This window comes from Veillonella parvula, from assembly GCF_040094895.1.
In the GTDB taxonomy this organism is placed as follows: Bacteria; Bacillota; Negativicutes; order Veillonellales; family Veillonellaceae; genus Veillonella; species Veillonella parvula_L.
Window position 1 is genome coordinate 777,850 of sequence record NZ_JBBNGV010000001.1, and the last position, 20,699, is coordinate 798,548.

Annotated in this window: 20 protein-coding genes; all 20 read right to left on the reverse strand. The window is 37.7% G+C overall.

Annotated features, from left to right (window positions below):
• Window positions 1–26: 26 nt before the first annotated feature.
• Window positions 27–1,016 carry a UDP-glucose 4-epimerase GalE gene (gene galE / locus AAAT26_RS03625; RefSeq protein ID WP_349208877.1) on the reverse strand — a complete coding sequence of 330 codons (990 nt, stop codon included), beginning with the start codon at window positions 1,014–1,016 and terminating at the stop codon, window positions 27–29.
• 9 nt (window positions 1,017–1,025) lie between these two features.
• A complete protein-coding gene (locus AAAT26_RS03630) occupies window positions 1,026–2,462 on the reverse strand; it encodes a glucose-6-phosphate isomerase (RefSeq protein ID WP_316074067.1) in 1,437 nt (478 codons plus the stop codon).
• A gap of 83 nt (window positions 2,463–2,545) precedes the next feature.
• Complete coding sequence (locus AAAT26_RS03635; RefSeq protein ID WP_349208878.1) at window positions 2,546–2,824, reverse strand: DUF1294 domain-containing protein; 279 nt, start codon at window positions 2,822–2,824, stop codon at window positions 2,546–2,548.
• Window positions 2,825–2,844: 20 nt separating this feature from the next.
• Window positions 2,845–3,768, reverse strand: a complete 924-nt coding sequence (locus tag AAAT26_RS03640; RefSeq protein WP_008600611.1) for an NAD-dependent epimerase/dehydratase family protein — start codon at window positions 3,766–3,768, stop codon at window positions 2,845–2,847.
• 22 nt (window positions 3,769–3,790) lie between these two features.
• A complete protein-coding gene (locus tag AAAT26_RS03645) occupies window positions 3,791–4,516 on the reverse strand; it encodes a ribonuclease H1 domain-containing protein (protein ID WP_021147963.1) in 726 nt (241 codons plus the stop codon).
• A 10-nt stretch (window positions 4,517–4,526) separates the two neighbouring features.
• Window positions 4,527–5,018 (reverse strand): Cys-tRNA(Pro) deacylase, encoded by a 492-nt coding sequence (gene ybaK, locus AAAT26_RS03650; protein WP_021147962.1) that lies wholly within the window; start codon window positions 5,016–5,018, stop codon window positions 4,527–4,529.
• Window positions 5,019–5,106: 88 nt separating this feature from the next.
• The gene (locus tag AAAT26_RS03655; protein WP_349208879.1) at window positions 5,107–6,105 is read right to left on the reverse strand and encodes a nucleoid-associated protein; all 999 of its coding nucleotides are present in this window, start codon (window positions 6,103–6,105) and stop codon (window positions 5,107–5,109) included.
• A gap of 27 nt (window positions 6,106–6,132) precedes the next feature.
• The gene (locus AAAT26_RS03660; protein ID WP_128114180.1) at window positions 6,133–7,428 is read right to left on the reverse strand and encodes an AMP-binding protein; all 1,296 of its coding nucleotides are present in this window, start codon (window positions 7,426–7,428) and stop codon (window positions 6,133–6,135) included.
• Window position 7,429: 1 nt separating this feature from the next.
• Window positions 7,430–8,536: a thiolase family protein gene (locus tag AAAT26_RS03665; protein WP_287540653.1), complete on the reverse strand. Its 1,107-nt coding sequence runs from the start codon at window positions 8,534–8,536 to the stop codon at window positions 7,430–7,432.
• 60 nt (window positions 8,537–8,596) lie between these two features.
• Window positions 8,597–9,109, reverse strand: coding sequence for a biotin transporter BioY (locus AAAT26_RS03670; RefSeq protein ID WP_004693338.1), 513 nt, complete (start codon window positions 9,107–9,109; stop codon window positions 8,597–8,599).
• 8 nt (window positions 9,110–9,117) lie between these two features.
• Window positions 9,118–9,684, reverse strand: coding sequence for a hypothetical protein (locus AAAT26_RS03675; protein ID WP_128114181.1), 567 nt, complete (start codon window positions 9,682–9,684; stop codon window positions 9,118–9,120).
• A 173-nt stretch (window positions 9,685–9,857) separates the two neighbouring features.
• Window positions 9,858–10,721 (reverse strand): UTP--glucose-1-phosphate uridylyltransferase GalU, encoded by an 864-nt coding sequence (gene galU, locus AAAT26_RS03680; protein WP_278457383.1) that lies wholly within the window; start codon window positions 10,719–10,721, stop codon window positions 9,858–9,860.
• Between the two features lie 13 nt (window positions 10,722–10,734).
• A complete protein-coding gene (locus AAAT26_RS03685; protein ID WP_004697340.1) occupies window positions 10,735–12,288 on the reverse strand; it encodes an LPS-assembly protein LptD in 1,554 nt (517 codons plus the stop codon).
• A 37-nt stretch (window positions 12,289–12,325) separates the two neighbouring features.
• Window positions 12,326–13,438 carry a hypothetical protein gene (locus tag AAAT26_RS03690; protein ID WP_038125303.1) on the reverse strand — a complete coding sequence of 371 codons (1,113 nt, stop codon included), beginning with the start codon at window positions 13,436–13,438 and terminating at the stop codon, window positions 12,326–12,328.
• A 108-nt stretch (window positions 13,439–13,546) separates the two neighbouring features.
• Window positions 13,547–13,993: a hypothetical protein gene (locus tag AAAT26_RS03695; RefSeq protein ID WP_004697051.1), complete on the reverse strand. Its 447-nt coding sequence runs from the start codon at window positions 13,991–13,993 to the stop codon at window positions 13,547–13,549.
• 261 nt (window positions 13,994–14,254) lie between these two features.
• Entirely contained in the window at window positions 14,255–15,262 is a 1,008-nt protein-coding gene (gene hypE, locus AAAT26_RS03700; protein WP_128114182.1) for a hydrogenase expression/formation protein HypE, read from the reverse strand.
• A 1-nt stretch (window position 15,263) separates the two neighbouring features.
• Window positions 15,264–16,382, reverse strand: coding sequence for a hydrogenase formation protein HypD (gene hypD / locus AAAT26_RS03705; RefSeq protein WP_349208880.1), 1,119 nt, complete (start codon window positions 16,380–16,382; stop codon window positions 15,264–15,266).
• Window positions 16,342–16,593 (reverse strand): HypC/HybG/HupF family hydrogenase formation chaperone, encoded by a 252-nt coding sequence (locus AAAT26_RS03710; protein ID WP_012864153.1) that lies wholly within the window; start codon window positions 16,591–16,593, stop codon window positions 16,342–16,344. The genes hypD and AAAT26_RS03710 overlap by 41 nt, the downstream gene beginning before the upstream one ends.
• Before the next feature lie 233 nt (window positions 16,594–16,826).
• Complete coding sequence (hypF, locus tag AAAT26_RS03715; RefSeq protein WP_316073023.1) at window positions 16,827–19,106, reverse strand: carbamoyltransferase HypF; 2,280 nt, start codon at window positions 19,104–19,106, stop codon at window positions 16,827–16,829.
• A gap of 35 nt (window positions 19,107–19,141) precedes the next feature.
• Window positions 19,142–20,551, reverse strand: a complete 1,410-nt coding sequence (gene scfB, locus AAAT26_RS03720; RefSeq protein WP_004693319.1) for a thioether cross-link-forming SCIFF peptide maturase — start codon at window positions 20,549–20,551, stop codon at window positions 19,142–19,144.
• Between the last annotated feature and the right edge of the window lie 148 nt (window positions 20,552–20,699).

Genomic DNA, 20,699 nt, shown 5'->3' on the forward strand with positions numbered 1-20,699 from the left:
ATTGACAAATCAAAACAATTCGTTCTTTATTTACTATTAAATCCATCTGGATGAGAGGTATGCCAATGCCATGCATCTTTGATAACATCAGCAAGATTACTAAATTTAGGATCCCAACCAAGTAAATTTTTGATTTTTTCAGAGGAAGCAATTAATGTTCCTGGATCACCAGCACGGCGATCACCATATTGAACAGGAATATCGATACCCGTAACCTCTTTTGCAGTCTCGATGATTTCCTTTACAGAGAATCCATTACCACTACCAAGATTAAATACTTGAGATTCTCCGCCTTTACGCAAGTAGTCCATAGCCAATACGTGAGCAGCTGCTAAATCATTGACATGAATATAGTCGCGTACACATGTGCCATCAGCTGTATCATAATCAGTCCCAAATACAGTTATATGCTCTCTTTTACCGCGAGCCGCATCTAACACAAGTGGAATCAAATGAGTTTCAGGATGATGGTCTTCTCCAATCATACCAGACGGATCCGCACCGGCCGCATTGAAATAACGCAACGCAACATATGTAGAACCATAAATCGAACTATAATCAGATAACATTTTTTCTATCATCAATTTAGTGCGACCATATACATTTGTTGGTTGTAGCTGAGCATCCTCACAAATAGGAACTACCTTAGGCTCACCATACACAGCAGCCGTACTAGAAAATACAAAATGCTTTATACCTGCGGTACGAGCAGACTCAATAAGGTGATAAGAACCAACTACATTATTTTCATAATAAATAGCTGGATTTTGCATGGATTCACCAACTTGTGAGTGAGCAGCAAAATGCATTACACCTAGGATGTTATGTTCTTTCATAATACCTACTAGTTTAGGATCAGCAATATCCATATTGTAGAACTTTACCCCCTCAGGAATAGATTCTACATGCCCACGAGATAAATTATCTACAATAATTGGTGTATATCCTGCTTGTTGTAAAGCACGTACAGTATGACTCCCAATATAACCAGCACCACCTGTTACTAAAATATTCATAGTTCCCCCTCATGAATTATGTACTTCCTTTGCTCGAGCCAATTTGGGCCCGATGAGACGCTTATAAACCTCTACCCCTGGTTGATCAAAAGCATCAACACCCGCAAAAATGGACTCAAAATAAACGGCCCAACAATGCATAAACATAATTTCTCCTAAATGGAATGCGTTTAATGTTGGTACAGTTATAGTCATGTTAAAACGATTGTCACTAGACAAGGCTTCTCTATTAGCATCTAAAGCAATGTTTAAAATATCACAAATGCCTACATCAGATAGAGAGTGTAAACGTTCATATTGACTATAGGAATCTGGAACAATGAGATTATGTTTCCAGTCTTTAACCTTAATAAATTGAACTACCTTATTTAGGCGCCCCTCTTGATGCTCTTGAACTTGAGCATGCATATCCATAGTACCTACTGCAGCAACTGGCGTACGGCCATATGGTAGACAAGTATTACTCATTTTTCCAAGAGACTCGGATAAGAGCTGCACATACCAATCAGATAATGAGTGGAGTGCTTCACTATAAGGCATAAACACCTCTATAATACGACCATATCGTTCAGATGCAATATATTTCAATAATGCACTTAAAAGGCCTGGATTTTTAAAAATGTCTTCTTCTTGACATGCTGCATCCATAGATGCAGCACCAGCTAAGAATCCTTCAATATCAAATCCTACAAGAGCGGCTGTTACAAAACCAACTTCTGTAAATACAGAGAAACGACCACCTACACCATAAGGAATGCTATAGGTCTTCCAATTATTTTCTATCGCCATAGATCGTAAAATCGTAGGATGTTCATCATCAGATACATCTGTAACAGCTATCACTTCGTAGTTAATATTACGATCTTGTAAAGCCTTCTCCAAAATCATGAAGTTAGCCATTGGTTCAATGGTAGATCCAGACTTAGAATTAATAACGAGCATCACCTTATAATCAGGACCTTTTTTCTGAGCTTGACACTCTATCGTACGAATTAGCCCTACTAAGTAATCACCATCCACATTAAAGCCTGCAAAGTACATCCTAGGATAGCCGTCGCGTTCCTCTGCACTGTAGTTATTCCAAAATGCTCCACACTGCACATCAAAAATAACTTTGCTCCCCAAATAGGAGCCCCCAATACCTACGGATACAACTGTATCAATATTATGGCGTGCATAGTCACGTAATTCGTAAAGCCGCTCTAACATATCTGGTGTATTGATACCATCTTCTGAAATATATGGAAGTTGGTAAAACAACACAGGTTCAGGTAAACCATCTTTAGAAACATGACCTTCTTCGAAGCCTGTAGAACGCAAAATATTTGTATGACGCCATACATTTTGTATAGCTCGTTCAAAATTATTCACATCGCGTTCTTGTATGCAACTTTCATTATATATATTAGCATAATCTAACTCGAAACCTGATTGTAATCGCAACATCAAATATCTCCTTCACTGACATTTTATGTACAATATTCTTTTATTATACCATAAAAGAATGAATAAAATATTAGTTTATACAATCATTTTACCCACAAGCCATAACCGAATCCGACTGCATATACAGACCAAAGTAATGCAAAAGGGATGGCTACTTTAAATTTAATTTTTAATGTCTTATGACGCCATAGGACCATACCTAATAAAGCACCAACACCACCAAAGGCAAAAGCTAAAAATAATAATGTGAACTCTGAAATCCGATCATATCCATTAATGGCACATAATTTATCATATCCATACAGGCTAAATACGATAAGATTCCAAATACCTACGGTCACCCAAAATTGCGTATCACTCATATCCCCAAACCTTATTTTTCTTACTTATGATGAGCTTTAAAATATTCCAATGTCTTTTGTAAACCAGCTTCTAATGTTGTAGTGGCAATAAAACCAAAATCACGTTCAGCTTTCACATTACTTAAGCGCGAATGTTTAATATCCCCTATACGTTCATTTTCATAATAAACCATAAAATCTGTCCCACTAATAGCCCGGAATCGCGTAATCAACTCATTCACAGATGTTCCCATATTGGTAGATACATTATAAATACCTGTGCATTGACCATTTTCCATAGCCTTAATATTAGCATCTACCACATCATCTACATAAATGAAATCTCTAGTTTGCTCACCATCACCAAATACAGTTAATGGTTGCCCTTCGACAATCAAGCGGTTGAAAATACTGATAACGCCACCTTCACCGCCATCACCTTGACGTGGTCCATATACATTAGCATATCTAAAGCATACTGTATTTAATCCAAAAGCTTCATGATAAATACGCAAATAACCTTCTGCAGTAAGCTTTGTCAAGCCGTAAAAAGACGAAGGCATACCACTCAAGTCTTCAGTTAATGGCAATACTGCCAAGTCACCATATACAGCAGCTGATGAAGGCATTAAAAATTGTTCAACTTTCACTTTACGACAAGCATCGAGAACATTAATAAGTCCTATTAAATTTACATCACAGTCATAACTTGGGTTCTCCATGGAGGATTGAACCATTGTTTGCGCCGCTTCATGAAATACGATAGACGGCTTAAACTCTTCAAATACAGATAGTAATTTTGGATCTCGTACATCCATCTCAATAAATCGAGCATCTTCATGTACAAAGGAGCGCATACCTGTAGATAAATCATCTATAACGAGTACATCGTGCCCTAATTCAATTAATCTATCAACTAAATGGGACCCAATAAATCCGGCCCCACCAGTAACACATATATTCATAGCGCCCTCCCTTCTAATATCTTTAAATACCTGCACCTTGTTTTGCTAGTGCATCAGCCATTTCATTATATGTATCGCCTGTATGAGCAGCCACCTTGTGAAAGTATACTCGCACATGATTTTTTATAGAATCATAAAATGCTGAATACTCTTTGGTTAGCTCATTATTACGTTTCCATCTCTTAGTAGCCCACATTTCTATGCCCATATAATCATAGTAAAGTGAGCATTCAGAAATTCCATTATCAACAGCATATTTCATAACATGCATAGCAGCCAACAACTCGCCAGCTACATTCCAAAACGATGTATATCGTTCATCAGTAGAGGGAAAAGAAAAAGTTTTCCTCTTGCCATTCAAAAAGATAACCCCACCTGCACCAACAGTATTAGTCTCTTTATTATAACTACCATCGATATACGCAACCATATAGTTTGGAATAGTAAAATCTGGTTTCACAACACTTGCTGATACTTTACCTTGAATACTAGAACTAGAACCTATAGGCCTAGAATTTATAGATTTAAACTTCACTTCTTGTGGCAATTTAAGTTCACTCTTTTTAGCGCTCATAAAATCACTTAAAGACAAACCTGAATTCTCTACAAAAGCACGTGCTTCTACTTCTGTCGAAAATGATTTGTAGATAGCACCACCATAGCCCTTTACTTGTTTCTCACAGTCAGACCATGTAGTATAAACTCCTGGTACACGGCCCTGACGAACAGCATAAAACTTTTTTGCCATACGCCCCCCCTTAATGGTCCATTGTCAGTTCAACAAATTCAGCATTTACAACAGATGCCAAATTCTTTGGATCTACCTTCATTTGCATACCGCGTAAACCTGCACTTACATATACAAACTTTTTGGGTTCCATAGTAGCATCAAAATAGGTAGGAAATGCTTTTTTCATGCCTACTGGAGAACATCCACCGCGCAAATAACCTGTAATACCTAACAAATCCTTAACATGAACAAGCTCTACAGACTTATTATGACTAACACGTGCTGCCTGTTTCATATCTAACTCTTCAGCTACAGGAATACAGAATACTACATATCCAGTTTTGTCACCTTTACCAACTAATGTTTTAAAAACTTGTTTCTCATCGAGTCTTAATGCTTCTACTACATGAAGGCCAGCGGCACGCTCTTCAGACCACTCATATTCGCTAATACTATAAGGTATCTTATGAGTATCTAAAATACGTAATGCGTTTGTTTTTTTATGTTTTTCTTTACTCATCATAACCTCCATATACTAGCATAGCAAATAAATTTAATCATTACATATTACATAATATATTTCTATAGACAAATATAATTTTTCATTACTATTTATTTACGATTTTATTAATATTTTTTAATTCAATACGCAAAGTACCATCATCATTAGTTTTTATCTCAATAAACTCACGATTTTTCATATATTTCACAGGAAATGAAATCTCAATACCTGTATCTGTTTTAATCTTATGATGCTCTCCAACCTTCGTGGCAAACTCACGATTTACTGGCAAAGGACGCAACATATCCACATCAGCTAATTCTTTCTTTGCCGCCTCTTGTTGAATAGGATTCGCTTTAAATACCTCTTCTACAATACGAACAGGATCAACGGTATCTGATACTTCTGCATTTTTAGCAATCATAGATTTAGCCGTTGTCAGTTCAATGACGCCATCAGACTCGTGCGCTTGAGCCACCTTATCTACGATAGCTTTTACCTTTCTCACCGTATCTCGCGAGGATTGATTAGTCCCTAATTGCAAGACCTTATCTGCTAGGATATAGGATACCTCACCATCAAATTCACCTTTAGGTTCAAAAACACGAACACTAAAATCATTGAGATTAATAGATGCAAAGGCCCGTAATTTTTGTGACGGCATAGGTAATACTGTCTTATGAGAAACGAGTTCTGTAGCCAATGTACCATCATCTTCACTGAATAGTTGATGGGTAAAAGCATCATGAGCTTGGCACAGAAGAATACAAACATAAGGCGTATCCGTAACGGCTTCACAGATAATCGTATCAATAACAACAGAATCCGTAGCTTGTTTCATGTATGAAAATAAGCTTTCACCTAAATTCTTACATAAATCAATAAACTTAAGCGCTCCATTTTTATAGTCTACTAATTGTTTGCCTACAGGACTCGCATCATGTAAGGTTCCGGTTCTAGCCCCTGGATCTTTAAAAGCCTTAACTACATGATTTGCTATATAATCTTGTATAGCTTGATCCCCAACCTTTAATTCATGTTCAGAATATACAGCTAACGAGGATGTAAAGTCGAAAATCTCTAGCGCCGCCTTATTAATCTGCATGATGCCTCCTTGTAGTACAAAAAATGTTTACCCTTTATTATACCACTCTTTTAACTTTCGTTTATCAACTTTTGAGCATTCCGTAAGGGGTAACACAGGAATTTCTATTATAGCTTTTGGCCACTCTACAGGAGGTCTTTTATTATGAATAAGTTCTATAACTTCACTCAATCTAGCCTCACCATCTAGCACCATATAAACTACGTAGTCTTCCCCTCGTATCTCATCAGCAATATCGATAATAGCAACCTCGGAAACCCCTTGTAAGGATTGTAAATACAATTCCATCTCTGGGATAGAAATTTTATATCCCCCTTTATTGATTACGTCACCTGCTCTCCCATTAAACATAAGATACCCGTCACTATCAATGTATCCACAATCATTTACAGTATACGTATTGGGAATCCCTTCAATACGATAATTTGTTGTCACATAAATGACATTATCATTCTCTGCGATTTTCACGGTTGGAAATGGTCTCCCTACCGTACCTTCTCGCGCTAACCATTCTTTACCAGTGCAATACGTTATATAGTTAAGCTCTGATGCACCATAGTACAAGATAAACTCCATATCAGGGCATATATGTTGTAACTGTTCCATTAATTGTCGATCCAGAACTTGAGATCCTGCAATGATGTATTTAATGGATGATAATTTACTTTTACAATGTCGAACCAATAATCGTAGTTTCGTTGGTAATGCATATATATGGTCTACATTGTATTCCTCTATAAGCTGCATCCATCTACTAGGACGCAAGGAACTCGTTGTAACAACAGTCCCTCCAGCCCATAAAGAGGCGATGACCATATTGCTAACACCTGTGAAACTAAAGCTTCCCTGTAAAAAGATTTTAGTATCTTTGTTTATATGAAAAATATCATTTTGAATATCAAAAAAATCGCGCCAAGACATTTCTCGTCTCCACAAAGGTTTTGGTTGTCCCGTAGTCCCCGATGTAAGTACCCCAAAATCAGCTAATGGCGGTACACCTTCATAGGCTATAACACGAGCTAGCTCATCTACATAAGCCGTATCCATCTCATTGTGACATACCATAGGAATATTACCTTTATGTAATGCCCCAAGCCACTGTGTAAGTTGTTCAACAAACGACAGTTCCTGAATTAAAAGAATCTTAGTATTTAATGTCTTTTTAGACTGAGTAAGATTTACAATGCGACTTGTATTATTAATACCGACCGATAGAATAGCATCATATAGTTCACCATATGTATATTGTATGTCATCTACGATTAAAGCCATTTTATAGGGCTCTAAATCTTTATGCTGTTGTAAGCGTTCAATAATTGTCATATTACATGCGTTCCATAATTAAAGCCGTACCTGTGCCCCCTGCACCAGCAATAGCACATAAACCATAGCGACCACCACAAGATTCTAAAGCAGCCATACAGTGAAGCACTAATATGGCACCAGAACATCCATAGGGATGTCCATAAGCTAAGGCACCTCCAAGCATGTTATATTTTTTAATGTGATTAGGGTACGCCTTGTTAAAAAGAACATCAATGATGGCAAAAGCTTCATTCCATTCCACCACATCAATATCATCCATAGTTAAACCTGTACGTTTTAAAATGCCTTCTGTGCTTTCAAGAGCGCCCTCCGGACTAAACTGAGGATTTCCTGCCCAAGGTTTAACGCTATGAATTTTAAAAGGACCTTTTTTATTAGATAAATATACAAAGGCCGCTCCATCATGAGTTAAACACGCATTGCCTGCATTTGTAATAGAGTCAGCTCCCAACAAAGGTTTCATCCTAGACAAGAGTTTCTCGTTCATCGTAGGTCGAATACATTCATCTATACATCTTTTACCATCTATAGTAATAGGCATAATATATGACTGTAAATATGGGTTATCTAAAGCAGCTGATGCTCTTTGATGACTGCCAATAATATGCAGATATAAATCTTCCTTTGTTACATTGTGTTTATGGATAGTCCGCTCAGCCCCTTCGAGCATGGCTAAAGGCGATTGATCTTGGGGCGTAAATTGAGCTACCTTATAGGTTCCTTTTCGGTCATCCCCTGATGCATACACCCGTTCTGGCTGTAACGACGAACTTTCAATACCGCCTGCAATAGCGGAATCCATAATACCAGACACAATATGTGCATAGGCGATCTCAATACTCATCAAAGCTGAGGCACATTGCATATCAACGGTAATAGCAGGCACAGAATTTGGTAAATTACACATAAGTCCCATAAGACGCCCTATATTACCACCGGTACCAACTGCATTGCCACAAAATAATCCGTCCACCTGCAAAATACTATGACGATTGATTAACTCATCAATGAGTTGCGCACCTAACATCTCCGGTCTCATATGTTTATATTGTCCATTTAAAACGCCGATAGGACTTCTAAGCCCACCATGAATATATACTGACATATATACTCCTTCTTAAAAGCAAAAAAGAGGCATCCCGCAGAATGCCACTTTAATTGTATTCTAAATTTTAACTTTAGTTGCTAACCAAGAAGCAACCAGACATTTTACGATATCTCCAGGAATAAATGGGAACATGACTACAGGCAAGGCCGCCCAAAGTTCTGTTTTTGTAACAATCATAAAACCTGCTACACCAAAGAGGTACACTACAGGAATAGTAATCACAAGAGATCGCCAGGCATAAGAGAAAAAGCTTTTTTTAGAACCTTTAAATATACTTAGTAATGTATATGCAACTGGCCAAGAAAAAATAAAGCCACCTGTTGGTCCCAACAATTTGCCAAGACCAGCCGTACCGCCAACAAATACTGGTAACCCAACTGCACCAAGCAAAATATAAATGATAAATACGATAAGTGCATCCTTAGGCTGTAACAATAAGCCGATTAATGTGGCTACCAAAGTCAAAGCCGTTACCATAGCGGGACTAAATGGCAATGGGAAAGAAATATATGCTGAAATACATAATAAGGCTGTTAATAAAGCCATTTTTGTTAAACGTCTTGTTTCCATAATTACCTCTAACTAATACATCTTTGTTTCAAAGATGATGAATCTTCATTTTCACCGAAAAACGTAGCCGAAAATGCCAATGTATCACCAATGTAACCTTCTACATGAGCATCTTCAGGATATTCCACCAAAGTTACCTTGTCATCTGCAATAACTGGTGCATGAAAATAAATTGCCATTTGCAGAGCAGATTTACTAATATTCCAAAAATCCCACATCGTTTCTAAAATCATGCAGCCAGGAACAACATAAGGATTCTCACGATGGATGGAATTCGTATCATTAATATCATTTACAAATCGTATGACCTCTTCCTTAGAAAAAGATATAGCACCATCTGTTCCCTGTTGATTTATAATAGAACGAATGTTAAATTGTTTTGGCACTGGTCGTAAATCGACCATTAAGAAGCCAGACGTATCCATAATACCAATTGTGGTGGTTTTTGCTACTTTCGATACAATTTCACATACGGTTCTATCACTACCTGAGGAATCATAATGCATATGTTTAATAACGCTATGTCCCGGTAGGTTCAAATCATTATTACATAATGCTTTAAATAATGTTCTCATATAATCACAGTCCTTTTATTTATTCAATATCTTGATTATAATCAACATTATTTCATTCGTCAACAAAAGGCATTGTTCATATGTTAACAAATATCAAATGAGTTTGAAACTATAAACAAAAAGAGCCTATGACACATATCATAGACCCCTCACGTGGAAGTTTCATAGATTATCTATTTTAGATCTAACTCTTTTAAGTAAGCTTTAAAGCTTTCACCCAATTCTTCGTTGCGCAATGCATACTCAACAGTGGCTTTTAAATAGCCCAATTTATCCCCTGTATCGTAGCGAATACCTTCATATGCTAATGCATACGTATCCGTTTTAGAGGCTGCCAATGCATCAGTTAATTGGACTTCATTACCTACACCAGGCTTAGTAGCTTCTAAGATATTGAAAATATCTGGTGTTAAAATATAACGACCTAATACAGCGAGTCGAGATGGAGCATCCTCTTTCTTAGGTTTTTCCACCAAGTTATCAACACGATATAAATTATCAGCCATTGCTTCACCAGATACAATACCATAAGAACTAACTTTATCTTCCGGTACAAATTGAGCGCCTAAAATAATACCAGGATGCTCATTATAGCAATCAATCAACTGTTTTAAGCATGGATTTTCTGGATTGTAAACAATATCATCACCAAGTAACACTGCAAATGGCTCATCACCAATAAATGCTTTTGCACACAATACAGCATCACCAAGTCCACGAGGTGCTTTTTGACGAATAAAGTGAACTTTAATGTCCGCCAAATCCTTGATCATAGCCAATGGTTTATTTTTACCTTGACTTTGTAATAACAATTCTAATTCAACACTACTATCAAAATGGTCCTCAATAGCACGTTTATTACGACCTGTAATAATTAGAATTTCTTCAATCCCAGAATCTAAAGCTTCTTTTACAATGTATTGGATAGCAGGTGTATCGACAATAGGAAGCATTTCTTTTGGTTGTGCCTTGGTAGCTGGTAAGAAACGTGTACCAAAACCAGCTGCTGGAATTACAGCTTTTCTAATGCGTTGCATAGTATTCTCCTAACTAAAAGTCTTTACCTACAAATTTAATTTTCCATTGATCATTTTTATTTTTATGTCCATCTTTATATGTTAAGTACATATCGAAGGAGTGTAAATCACGATGCCATGTATAATAGACAGAATCAATATCCCCACTCATCATGTTATTCTTAACACTTACAGAAATATCATCTAGGCGAGTCAATTTATACGTACCGCCATAAATAAGCTCTTTTGGAAGTTCTGTCGTGTCAAAACGATAAGGGGAATTATTGTAGGTTATATTTCGTTGATTATAACTAACCCATACATTAGCACGATTACCAACTTTAGATTGGAATCTAGCACCCCAATAAGGCATGCTACGGATACTACCATCATAGCCATAGTAGTCACGTTGGTAACCACCTAAGAAGCGCAAATCAGCATTTTTACCAAGCTTAATCGGATCATGAGAAACCTCTGCATAATATTCCTTATGAGAACCTTTTACAGAACCCTCTTTCCAATAACCAGCATTAACACCACCACGTACAGTAATTGGAGAATTTCCTACATGATATGTATGAGTATCCAAACGAGCTTCACCTATTTTTTCTACCCATACTGTTTCATCATTATATTCATTAGATTCCTTGCTATAACCAACAGAAGCAGTCCCCCAAGGTAAATAATGACGATATCCCACCTGTGGTTTAAAACCAGATTTAGAATACCAACGATAGTCAATATAAGCTTCACCATTTTTACCGATAGGATATTCTGTACTACCATGTAAGCCAATACCATCATCGTTACTATACGTAGGTTTTGGTATTAAGGAAAAAATACTAAATTTGCCTTCTTTGTCATGACGCAATGAAGTCGTATAAGATGGCAAGGATAATACTTTAAAGTTTTTAATATAAAAGGATGGTTTTTTAATAACGACTTTATCACCAGGATATACCTGAATATCTTGACCCTCCACACGATAATCTGGAGTATGAACAAAAGCCATTGCATGTTTTGTAGTGACCATGCCCTTTTCCATATGGCCTATTTGTCCATCAAAAGTGGCGTTATTGCCCTTTACATAATAGGGATCGCTCCATCCCATGGCTTGGTCTGCCTCAAAGTGACGATCGCTAGTGCGATACGTCATATTTTGACCTGTAATATCTTTTGTTTTACCGCCATCTTCCAAATAGCGATAGCCCCCAACAGTACGATATTCTGTGGTTTTAGTATTACCTTCAATACGGGGGGCCATCAAAGTTTGATTGCCTTGAGACACCACAACATCGCCTTGAGCATATACATCACCTGTAGAGCCAGTATAAGACATTTTATTAGCATCGATACGTGTAGGCAACTGTTCAGCAGGAGCAGCAGATTTCGCTTTTTCACCACGACGTACAACACGGATATTACTATATTCAGGTGTAGATGCTTTAGAAATTTCTCCTGCATAGGATTGACCTACGCTATCCAATGTATCTTGATATACAATAGTTGACTCAGTAGCGGCCCATACAGGTTGTGCTAAACAAACAACACATGCCGCTGCCAGCCATTGTACTTTACGTTTCCTCATGGTTACTAGAACTCCTATTACTTTAAGAATTTGTTAATTATTGATTACGCTTTACAACAACGATAGGTTGAGAAACATTTTCTACAGGTTCTTCTGGCTCCTCAACTGCTGTAGTATCTTCAGCTACAGCTGCATTTTCATCAGTATCATTATTTTCTACATATTCTTCAGATTCACCTGTTGTATTAGGTACAGTTACAGCATCAGCTAATTCATCATCACTATGAGCTAAACCATCGCCACCAATAACAAGACCTTGAATTGTTACGGAATCTTGAGGTTGTACATATACAGTAGCACCAGCTGGGTACTCAATATTTTTACCTTTGATGAAAGCGCCCCCTACAAGCCCAACAGGACCGAGTAGAACTGCGCCCGCTACAGATGCACCTGCTGCTTTAACTTCACTACGGGTTTTATCCTTAGCCTCTTTACCTTGTACAGCAGTAAATTCTGTACCATCAATAGCTGGGATTGTATCAAATGTAATATCTAACGCACCATTACGACCAAAGGAACGAGCCTTTTTCAAAGAAGTAATTGTTCCGGAACCTACAGTGCCCGCAGGTACTAATAAGACATTGCCATCCATTACATTTTCTGCAACAGTAAAGGATATAGTGTCACCTTCATGACTAGTTTTAGAAGAAACCGCTTCATTTAGAGTCACTTTGAACACTTGATTACCAGACAATGTACCTACTTGGTTAGTAAGAGCCACATTGCTACCATATACCTTTGTCTTCAAAGAGATAATACGTTTTTGTAAGGAACCGCTACCAATGCGACCATTAACGCTACGTTCCATCTTTTCTACACGGTCTACAAGAGATCCTGCGTTAATGCTATTTTGATATGTATATTCCAATGCATCCATTTCTTCGCGCAAAGAAATATTAGTACCACTGCCTTCTACAGAATTGTAGAGGGAGTCAACACGTTTACTCAATGTTGCGGAATTACCATTGAAACCAGTACCATACACGGTTTCATCAAGTTGATTAATGCGGTCCACAACAGCACCATCTTGTACGGCTCCATATACAGTAGTTTCTAAAACATTTGTTTTTTCAGTTACTGTACCAGGAGCGGCAAATGCAGTGCCTGAAATTAGGGATGCCATTAAAAGTGTAAGTACTTGTTTCTTCATAAATTCCTCCACAATGTATCTAATGTATAACTGTTATACAACAGAATAAGCACGGGCCTAAGACCGTGCTTATTCCCTGAGTCTATCAATTTATATGCTCAGTGGCCATTAAATTTTCAAATCAATAATCGCAGATACACCTACGCCTTGAACACGAGATGCACCAACTGGGTTTGTGCTATTAACAGGAACTAATCCTTTTACACGAACCATACCATTAAAGCTACCTTCTACTTGAGCAACAGCTTTAACTTCTTCAATGCTAGAAGCAGGCCCAGTAACTTGAGCCGCACCGATATAACCTTTTGTACCAATACTGATAATAGGAACTACTTTAGTTGTATATTCAGTACTCAAGTTATTTTGTTTCAATAATTTATTTAGGAAAGAGTCAATTTGTGGACCAAATTTGTTAACAACAATGCCGATACCACCAATTTTAGCTGCACCACCAAGAATGCTGCTAAGTCCACCAGCTTGAGTTGTCAAGATACCACCAAATGCAGTTGTAGTTAAACAAATCCCTAGAACAGCTGTAATAATCTTCTTTTTCATAATAAGCCTCCTATAGATACTTATATTTTAACAAATTCTATACATAGATTCTAGTGAAAGTATAAGAACTTACACATAAAGATACTAACATAATATAGATTTTCGATGAATTCTTAATGAATTTTACGCAACTTAATTTAATGCTATCATCAACGATAAATCGTGTCAACATCTAATACAAGCTACATCTAGAAAGCTCAAAAATTGAAATAAAAAGATTAACAAAATGACATAGTTTAATTACTTTTATTAATTATAAATTTAACAAATTCGTGGAACCTGATCTTCGCCTAATAAATCAATCAGACGAACACCTCCAATAGCCGTTTGTAGACCAACCTTACCAATATTTTTATCTATAGTCTTACCAATTAAAACAGCTTCACTGCCCTCTTCAAAGCTATGAAGAATCTTAAGGACTTCGTTCGTAATAGATGGCTCTACAATAAGAACCACTTTCCCTTCATTCGCTAAATATAAAGGGTCATACCCTAATATATTACATACTGACTGTACCTCTTCATGAATTGGTATAGCCGTTTCTTCAACCTTAATGCCTACTTGACTCTGATCAGCGATCTCTTTTAAAACGGTACCTAGGCCACCACGAGTGGGATCTCTCAACAAAGCAACTTGAGTTCCTACTTTATCTAATACTGCTTGAACCATCTTATTTAGTGGTGCACAGTCAGTTGTTAAGGAGTCAGATAAATCTAAACCAAACCGTTGCCCCATAACGGCAATGGAGTGATCTCCAATAGCACCTGACAAAATGATATCCATCCCTGCTTTCACACGATGTGGACCAATATCTATTCCATCTGGAATCATGCCAATACCAGCAGTATTAATGTAGATTTTATCTACTTCGCCCTTTTTAACGACCTTTGTATCACCTGTAACAATTTGAACATTTGCGGCTTTTGCCATTTCTGACATAGTGCGAAGAATTTCATCTAGCTCTTCAAAGGCCAAACCTTCTTCTAAAATAAGACCACAACTTAAATATTGAGGTATCGCGCCATTCATGGCTAAATCATTCACAGTTCCACAAACAGCCAACTTGCCAATATTACCACCAGGAAAGAACGCAGGTTGCACCACATAGGAATCCGTAGAGAAAGCCATGCGCCCGGCTGTAACAGGAAACTGGGCACCATCGTGTAGGGGCGCCAATAAATCATTTGTAAAATATTTCAAAATAAAACGGTCCGTCAACTCATGACTAAATCGTCCACCATTACCATGGACTAAGCGAACTCGTTCCATATTAATCCTCCCACGTCGATCCACCACTAGAATAACCATATTTATACCATGCAGCACAGCTACCCTCTACAGATACCATACAGGCACCTACCGGATGATCTGCGGTACAGCTTTTACCAAATAACGGACATTCACTAGGTTTAATAAGGCCTTGTAAAACACGTCCACATTGACAGCCTTTAGGATCAAGGGATGGTTTATCTAAGTTAATAGGTAGGACAAGCTCTACATCGTAAGCTGTATATTCACCCTTTAATGCTAAACCAGAGTTAGGAATAACACCAATACCACGCCATACATCATCGCATACTTCATACACTTCCTCGATCATAGCTTGGGCTACAGGGTTTCCCTTCTGCATAACTACAGAATGATACGTATTGCCCACCACAATATTACCAGACTTACGTTGCTCTAAAATATTAGCTATGGCAGATAATATTTCTAAGCCATCAAAGCCAGCGATACAAGATGGGATACTGTATTCTTTGGGCAAAAATCGGTATGGTTCTTCCCCAATAATAACGCTAACATGACCAGGTAGAATAAATCCATCGATATGGCCTTCTTGTTTATCTAATAATGCACGCAATGCTGGTGGTACTAACTTATGAGATACAAGAAAGAATACATTCTTTAATCCCGCAGCATGAACGGCTTTTACAGTAGCACAAATTACGGCTATAGTCGTCTCAAAGCCAATAGCTAAAAATACTATTTTCTTTTCTGGGTATTTTTTACTTAGTTCTATCACCTCTAAAGGCGTATAGATAACATGGATGTGAGCGCCCTTTGTTTGAGCTTCATTGAGACTACTATAGCTACCTGGAACCTTTAACATATCCCCAAAGGTAGCAATAATAACATCCTCACATTCTGCATAGGCTAAAGCCTTATCCATATAAGTTTGATCAGTTACACATACTGGACATCCTGGTCCACTAACAAGTTCTATGCCACATGGCAATAATTGACGAAGACCTTCTCGGAAAATCGATACTGTATGCGTACCACAGACCTCCATAAGCCGTACAGTTTCACCGGGCTTATGAAGCGCATTGATGCGCCTTAACAAAGCATCAGCTGTGTGCTGCTTTTCCTGCAAAGTAAGCTTCTTCAAGTTCTTCTAACTCCTTAAAGGCCTCTAATGTTTTTTGAGCCTCTTCTTCATCAACAATTTGTACAGCAAAACCTGCATGAACTAACAACCAATCCCCGACCTTTGCATCTGGTACGAGGAGCAAACTGCAGTCACGGGTAGCACCTGTCAATTCAACGGTACCAATAGCATCATTCACAGCAACCAATTGCGCTGGTACAGCTAAGCACATAGTATCTCCTTATCTATATCATTTATAACAAGTTTTATATACATTTACTTTAATAAAATATCTCCAAAATATATGAATAAAATTAATATTATTGTATCACAGTTACACTCATTATTTAGTGATAGTGGCCACAAACAACTAGAGCTTAAACTGGCTATACAACTCATATGGATTAAACAATATTCAAAACATTACTAAATAAATTTGTCTAAGAATAAGAGTTGCATGACAATTTATAATTGATTTCCTAACCACAATTGTCCTAAAGCAAGTCCACCATCATTAGAAGGAACTGCTTCATTCATATATAAATTACCTATATGCCACGTCCTATATATGAATTCTAATAATTTACGATTTTGAAATACACCACCAGACATGGCCGCATTACTAATATTATATCGCTCCATCAAGTCTGCAGCCGTTTCACATAGTGCTATTGCCATTGTTTTATGAAATGAAGCGGCTAAATGAGCTCGACATTCACCACGAACAACACCATCCATAATAGATTGAACTGTAGGTGTAAAGTCAAGAATATGTCCATCATAATTGTAAGCAAGTAATGATCCTTTTTCATCACCACATAGAGTTTCTAAAGCAATGGCAATTTGTGCATCATAACTATGGACCATACCAAGACCTAATAAAGCACCTACAGTATCAAATAATCGCCCACAGCTTGTAGCTTGAATCATGGGCATTCTAGATTGTAATGCTTTATCTAAAATTTCCCATCCCTTTGGAAGTTCCTTCATCCATTCTTGATATACAAAAGGGATATCATCGCCATAATAATTACGAATATACCATAAGGCTTGTCGCCAGGGTTCAGAAACAGCCTTTTCTCCGCCAGGTAATGGAGCTGCATGAATATGTGCCAATCTCTGATATTGATTGCCTTTACAAAGGAGAAATTCTCCCCCCCATATAGTTCCATCTGGACCATAGCCAGTACCATCCATAGCAATCCCTAGTACAAGCCCCCTTAAATTGTGTTCCGCCATAACAGACGCTATATGAGCATGATGATGCTGAACAGGTACAACAGAAAGATGGAAACTTTCACCTATTTTTTCACCTAACCGAGAAGAAAAAAACTGGGGGTGACTATCTATGATAATTTTATCTGGTTGCACAGAAAATAAGCTCTTATATCGTTTAATAGTCCATTCTAGTGTTTCATGAGTTGATATATTTTCTAAATCACCAATATGGGGCCCTACAAGAACTTCACTACCTTTATTCATAGCAAAAGCATTTTTTAAATCACTGCCCATAGCTAATATCGAAGTTTGTTCTAAACCATCACAATGAATAGGTTCAGGCACATAACCACGACTGCGACGAATAAATCGAGGTTTATTATTGATGACCACTACCACTGAATCGTCAAGGGGCGCATAGATTTCACGATTATGAACGAGGAAATAATCTGCTACCTCACCTAGTTCATTAAACGCTTGATCGTCGTTATATAATACGGAATCACCGCTTTTGTTACCACTGGTCATTATCCATGCCGCATCAAAAGGTAATAACACCTCATGCATTGGTGAATAAGGTAACATAACCCCTAACATGCGATTATCAGGAGCCACATAAGAGCTTAAATGAACAGAACTATTATGATTTTTTTCTAATAACACAATAGGACGTTCCATCCCCGTCAATATATCTAGTTCTACATCATTAATATGTACTAACTCAATCGCCATATCTAGAGTTCCCACCATTATTGCTAATGGTTTATGCGGCCTATTCTTCCGCTTACGTAAGCGTTGTACAGCAGCGTCATTTCTAGCATCGCAAACAAGATGATATCCTCCTACACCTTTTATTGCGATAATACTACCTTCATTAATCAATTCCCGCGTAGTATTCCATATATTCACTGTATCCACAGCCTTGCGATCTGGCTTATACAATGTATATTGAGGACCGCAGCGAGAGCATGCGTTTGGCTCCGCTCTATAGCGACGCCCCTCTATATCTTCATATTCAGCCTTACAATCTTCACACATGGGAAACTCGTTCATCGTCGTCCGCTCCCGATCATAGGGCAAAGATTTGATTATCGTATATCGTGGGCCACAATTTGTACAATTGATGAAAGGATAGTCACGTCTGCGTTTATCCTGCTGTAGTTCTTTAATGCAGTCATCACAAGGCGCCGTATCGGCGCTAATAAAGGTACTCACGGATTCACCTAATGGAGATGGCGCTACTATAAAGTCGATTTCATCACCTTTTACAGTAAGATGTTGTACAGTTTGACTTGTAATGCGACATAAACGAGGTTGCTCCGCTTGAACAGCATCTAAAAATAGTTGCAATGCTCCTAGAGGACCTTGTATTTCAACATATACACCGCGGCTATCATTATATACAAAACCAGTTAAACCTAGAGAATGGGCACACATAGAAACAAGGGGCCGGAATCCGACCCCTTGAACTATACCGGTATAGCGAATTCCCCAGCGTTCTGTAGTTTGATTACTATTTTGTTTCATATAAACTCCTACTATACTCGGAGAATCAAGTGTAATTAACCTAATGCAACAGGAATACTTCCATCAATACCAGCTTGTTCTAATTCGGCTTGAATCATAATAGCACATTCGATGCGTTTCTTCTGTAAACGACAACCAAATTCATAAGGTGTTTCTAGATCGCCACCCAATGTAATGTTGTTAGCATGACAACCACCGGAACAGAAGAATTTCGCCCAACATTCAGCACAAGTTGGTTTGGAGAATACATGTGTATTGCGGAAATCTTTAGGAATTTCTGTATTTTGTAAACCATCATACACATTACCAAGCACGTATCCATCTTTACCTACAAATTGGTGACATGGGTAAATATCGCCATTAGGTACGACTGCCATATATTCATGACCTGCCCCACAACCGCGAAGGCGTTTCGCCATACATGGCCCACGATATAAATCCATGCGGAAGTGGAAGAAGTTAAACTTCTCACCCCAGCCTTCTAACTGGCGTTGTAAATAAATATCTGCTAATTTTTCATATTCTTTCTCTAGAGCTGGCCAATCTTCTTCACGAAGCACATAATCCCCTTCTTCACCGACAACAGGCTCCATGGACAAATGCTCAAAGCCAAGATCAGACATTGCCATAACGTCTTTAGTAAAGTCTAAGTTTTTATGAGTATATGTACCACGTACATAATATTCAAGACCGTGACGTTGTTTTACTGCATTGATAAGGTTTTTAGCAATATATTTATAAGACTCTGCACCACTACCTGCTACTGGACGCATTGCATTATGTACGGATTCACGACCATCCAACGACAATACTAAACTCATCTTGTGTTTGTTTACATAGTCGATTTTATCTTGTGTTAAAAGCATACCATTCGTAGTCAATGTAAGCTTAAATATCTTATTGTGCTTTTCTTGAATGGATTCAATGTATTCAACCGTTTGCTTAACAACATCCCAGTTCAACAATGGCTCACCACCGAAAAAGTCAATTTCACAATGTTGGCGAGGTCCACTCATTTTAATAAGAAAGTCCACAGCTCGTTTTGCTACATCAAAGCTCATCAATTCTCGTTTAACACCGCCGTAATCACCTTGACTAGCAAAGCAATATTTGCATGCTAAATTACAATCATGAGCAATATTTAAGCATAATGCCTTAACAATAGGTTTCTCACCTACTACAAGTTTAAACTCTTTACTCATCGGTGCAAATAATTGCTCCGCTTTGATGAGCTCATCTAACTCGTCCATAATCTCATCTAGTTCTACTGCATCTTCTTTAGCATCTAACGCAGCATGTACAGCATCGCGATTAGTGCCATCATATATGTCAAGAACTCTATCGATGAGTTCGTCGATAACATGGATAATACCGCTATTTACGTCTAAGCAGTAATAGTTATCCTTCATCCGAAACTTATGGATCATTGGTTTTAATTCTAACATGGTACCTCCAATTGATTTGTATGGTAAAAGCTCTAGTATATAGAACTTTCTAGATAATTGTACCACATTTCCACACTAAACGTTATAAAAAGAGTCATAAAGATATACTATACAATGTATGTCTTTAAAACATAAATAAAAAAGGCCC

Coding starts and splice junctions, on each gene's coding strand:
- galE (WP_349208877.1), bottom strand. CDS start 1,016: ATGAATATTTTAGTAACAGGTGGTGCTGGTTATATTGGGAGTCATACT.
- AAAT26_RS03630 (WP_316074067.1), bottom strand. CDS start 2,462: ATGTTGCGATTACAATCAGGTTTCGAGTTAGATTATGCTAATATATAT.
- AAAT26_RS03635 (WP_349208878.1), bottom strand. CDS start 2,824: ATGAGTGATACGCAATTTTGGGTGACCGTAGGTATTTGGAATCTTATC.
- AAAT26_RS03640 (WP_008600611.1), bottom strand. CDS start 3,768: ATGAATATATGTGTTACTGGTGGGGCCGGATTTATTGGGTCCCATTTA.
- AAAT26_RS03645 (WP_021147963.1), bottom strand. CDS start 4,516: ATGGCAAAAAAGTTTTATGCTGTTCGTCAGGGCCGTGTACCAGGAGTT.
- ybaK (WP_021147962.1), bottom strand. CDS start 5,018: ATGAGTAAAGAAAAACATAAAAAAACAAACGCATTACGTATTTTAGAT.
- AAAT26_RS03655 (WP_349208879.1), bottom strand. CDS start 6,105: ATGCAGATTAATAAGGCGGCGCTAGAGATTTTCGACTTTACATCCTCG.
- AAAT26_RS03660 (WP_128114180.1), bottom strand. CDS start 7,428: ATGACAATTATTGAACGCTTACAACAGCATAAAGATTTAGAGCCCTAT.
- AAAT26_RS03665 (WP_287540653.1), bottom strand. CDS start 8,536: ATGTCAGTATATATTCATGGTGGGCTTAGAAGTCCTATCGGCGTTTTA.
- AAAT26_RS03670 (WP_004693338.1), bottom strand. CDS start 9,109: ATGGAAACAAGACGTTTAACAAAAATGGCTTTATTAACAGCCTTATTA.
- AAAT26_RS03675 (WP_128114181.1), bottom strand. CDS start 9,684: ATGAGAACATTATTTAAAGCATTATGTAATAATGATTTGAACCTACCG.
- galU (WP_278457383.1), bottom strand. CDS start 10,721: ATGCAACGCATTAGAAAAGCTGTAATTCCAGCAGCTGGTTTTGGTACA.
- AAAT26_RS03685 (WP_004697340.1), bottom strand. CDS start 12,288: ATGAGGAAACGTAAAGTACAATGGCTGGCAGCGGCATGTGTTGTTTGT.
- AAAT26_RS03690 (WP_038125303.1), bottom strand. CDS start 13,438: ATGAAGAAACAAGTACTTACACTTTTAATGGCATCCCTAATTTCAGGC.
- AAAT26_RS03695 (WP_004697051.1), bottom strand. CDS start 13,993: ATGAAAAAGAAGATTATTACAGCTGTTCTAGGGATTTGTTTAACTACA.
- hypE (WP_128114182.1), bottom strand. CDS start 15,262: ATGGAACGAGTTCGCTTAGTCCATGGTAATGGTGGACGATTTAGTCAT.
- AAAT26_RS03710 (WP_012864153.1), bottom strand. CDS start 16,593: ATGTGCTTAGCTGTACCAGCGCAATTGGTTGCTGTGAATGATGCTATT.
- hypF (WP_316073023.1), bottom strand. CDS start 19,106: ATGAAACAAAATAGTAATCAAACTACAGAACGCTGGGGAATTCGCTAT.
- scfB (WP_004693319.1), bottom strand. CDS start 20,551: ATGTTAGAATTAAAACCAATGATCCATAAGTTTCGGATGAAGGATAAC.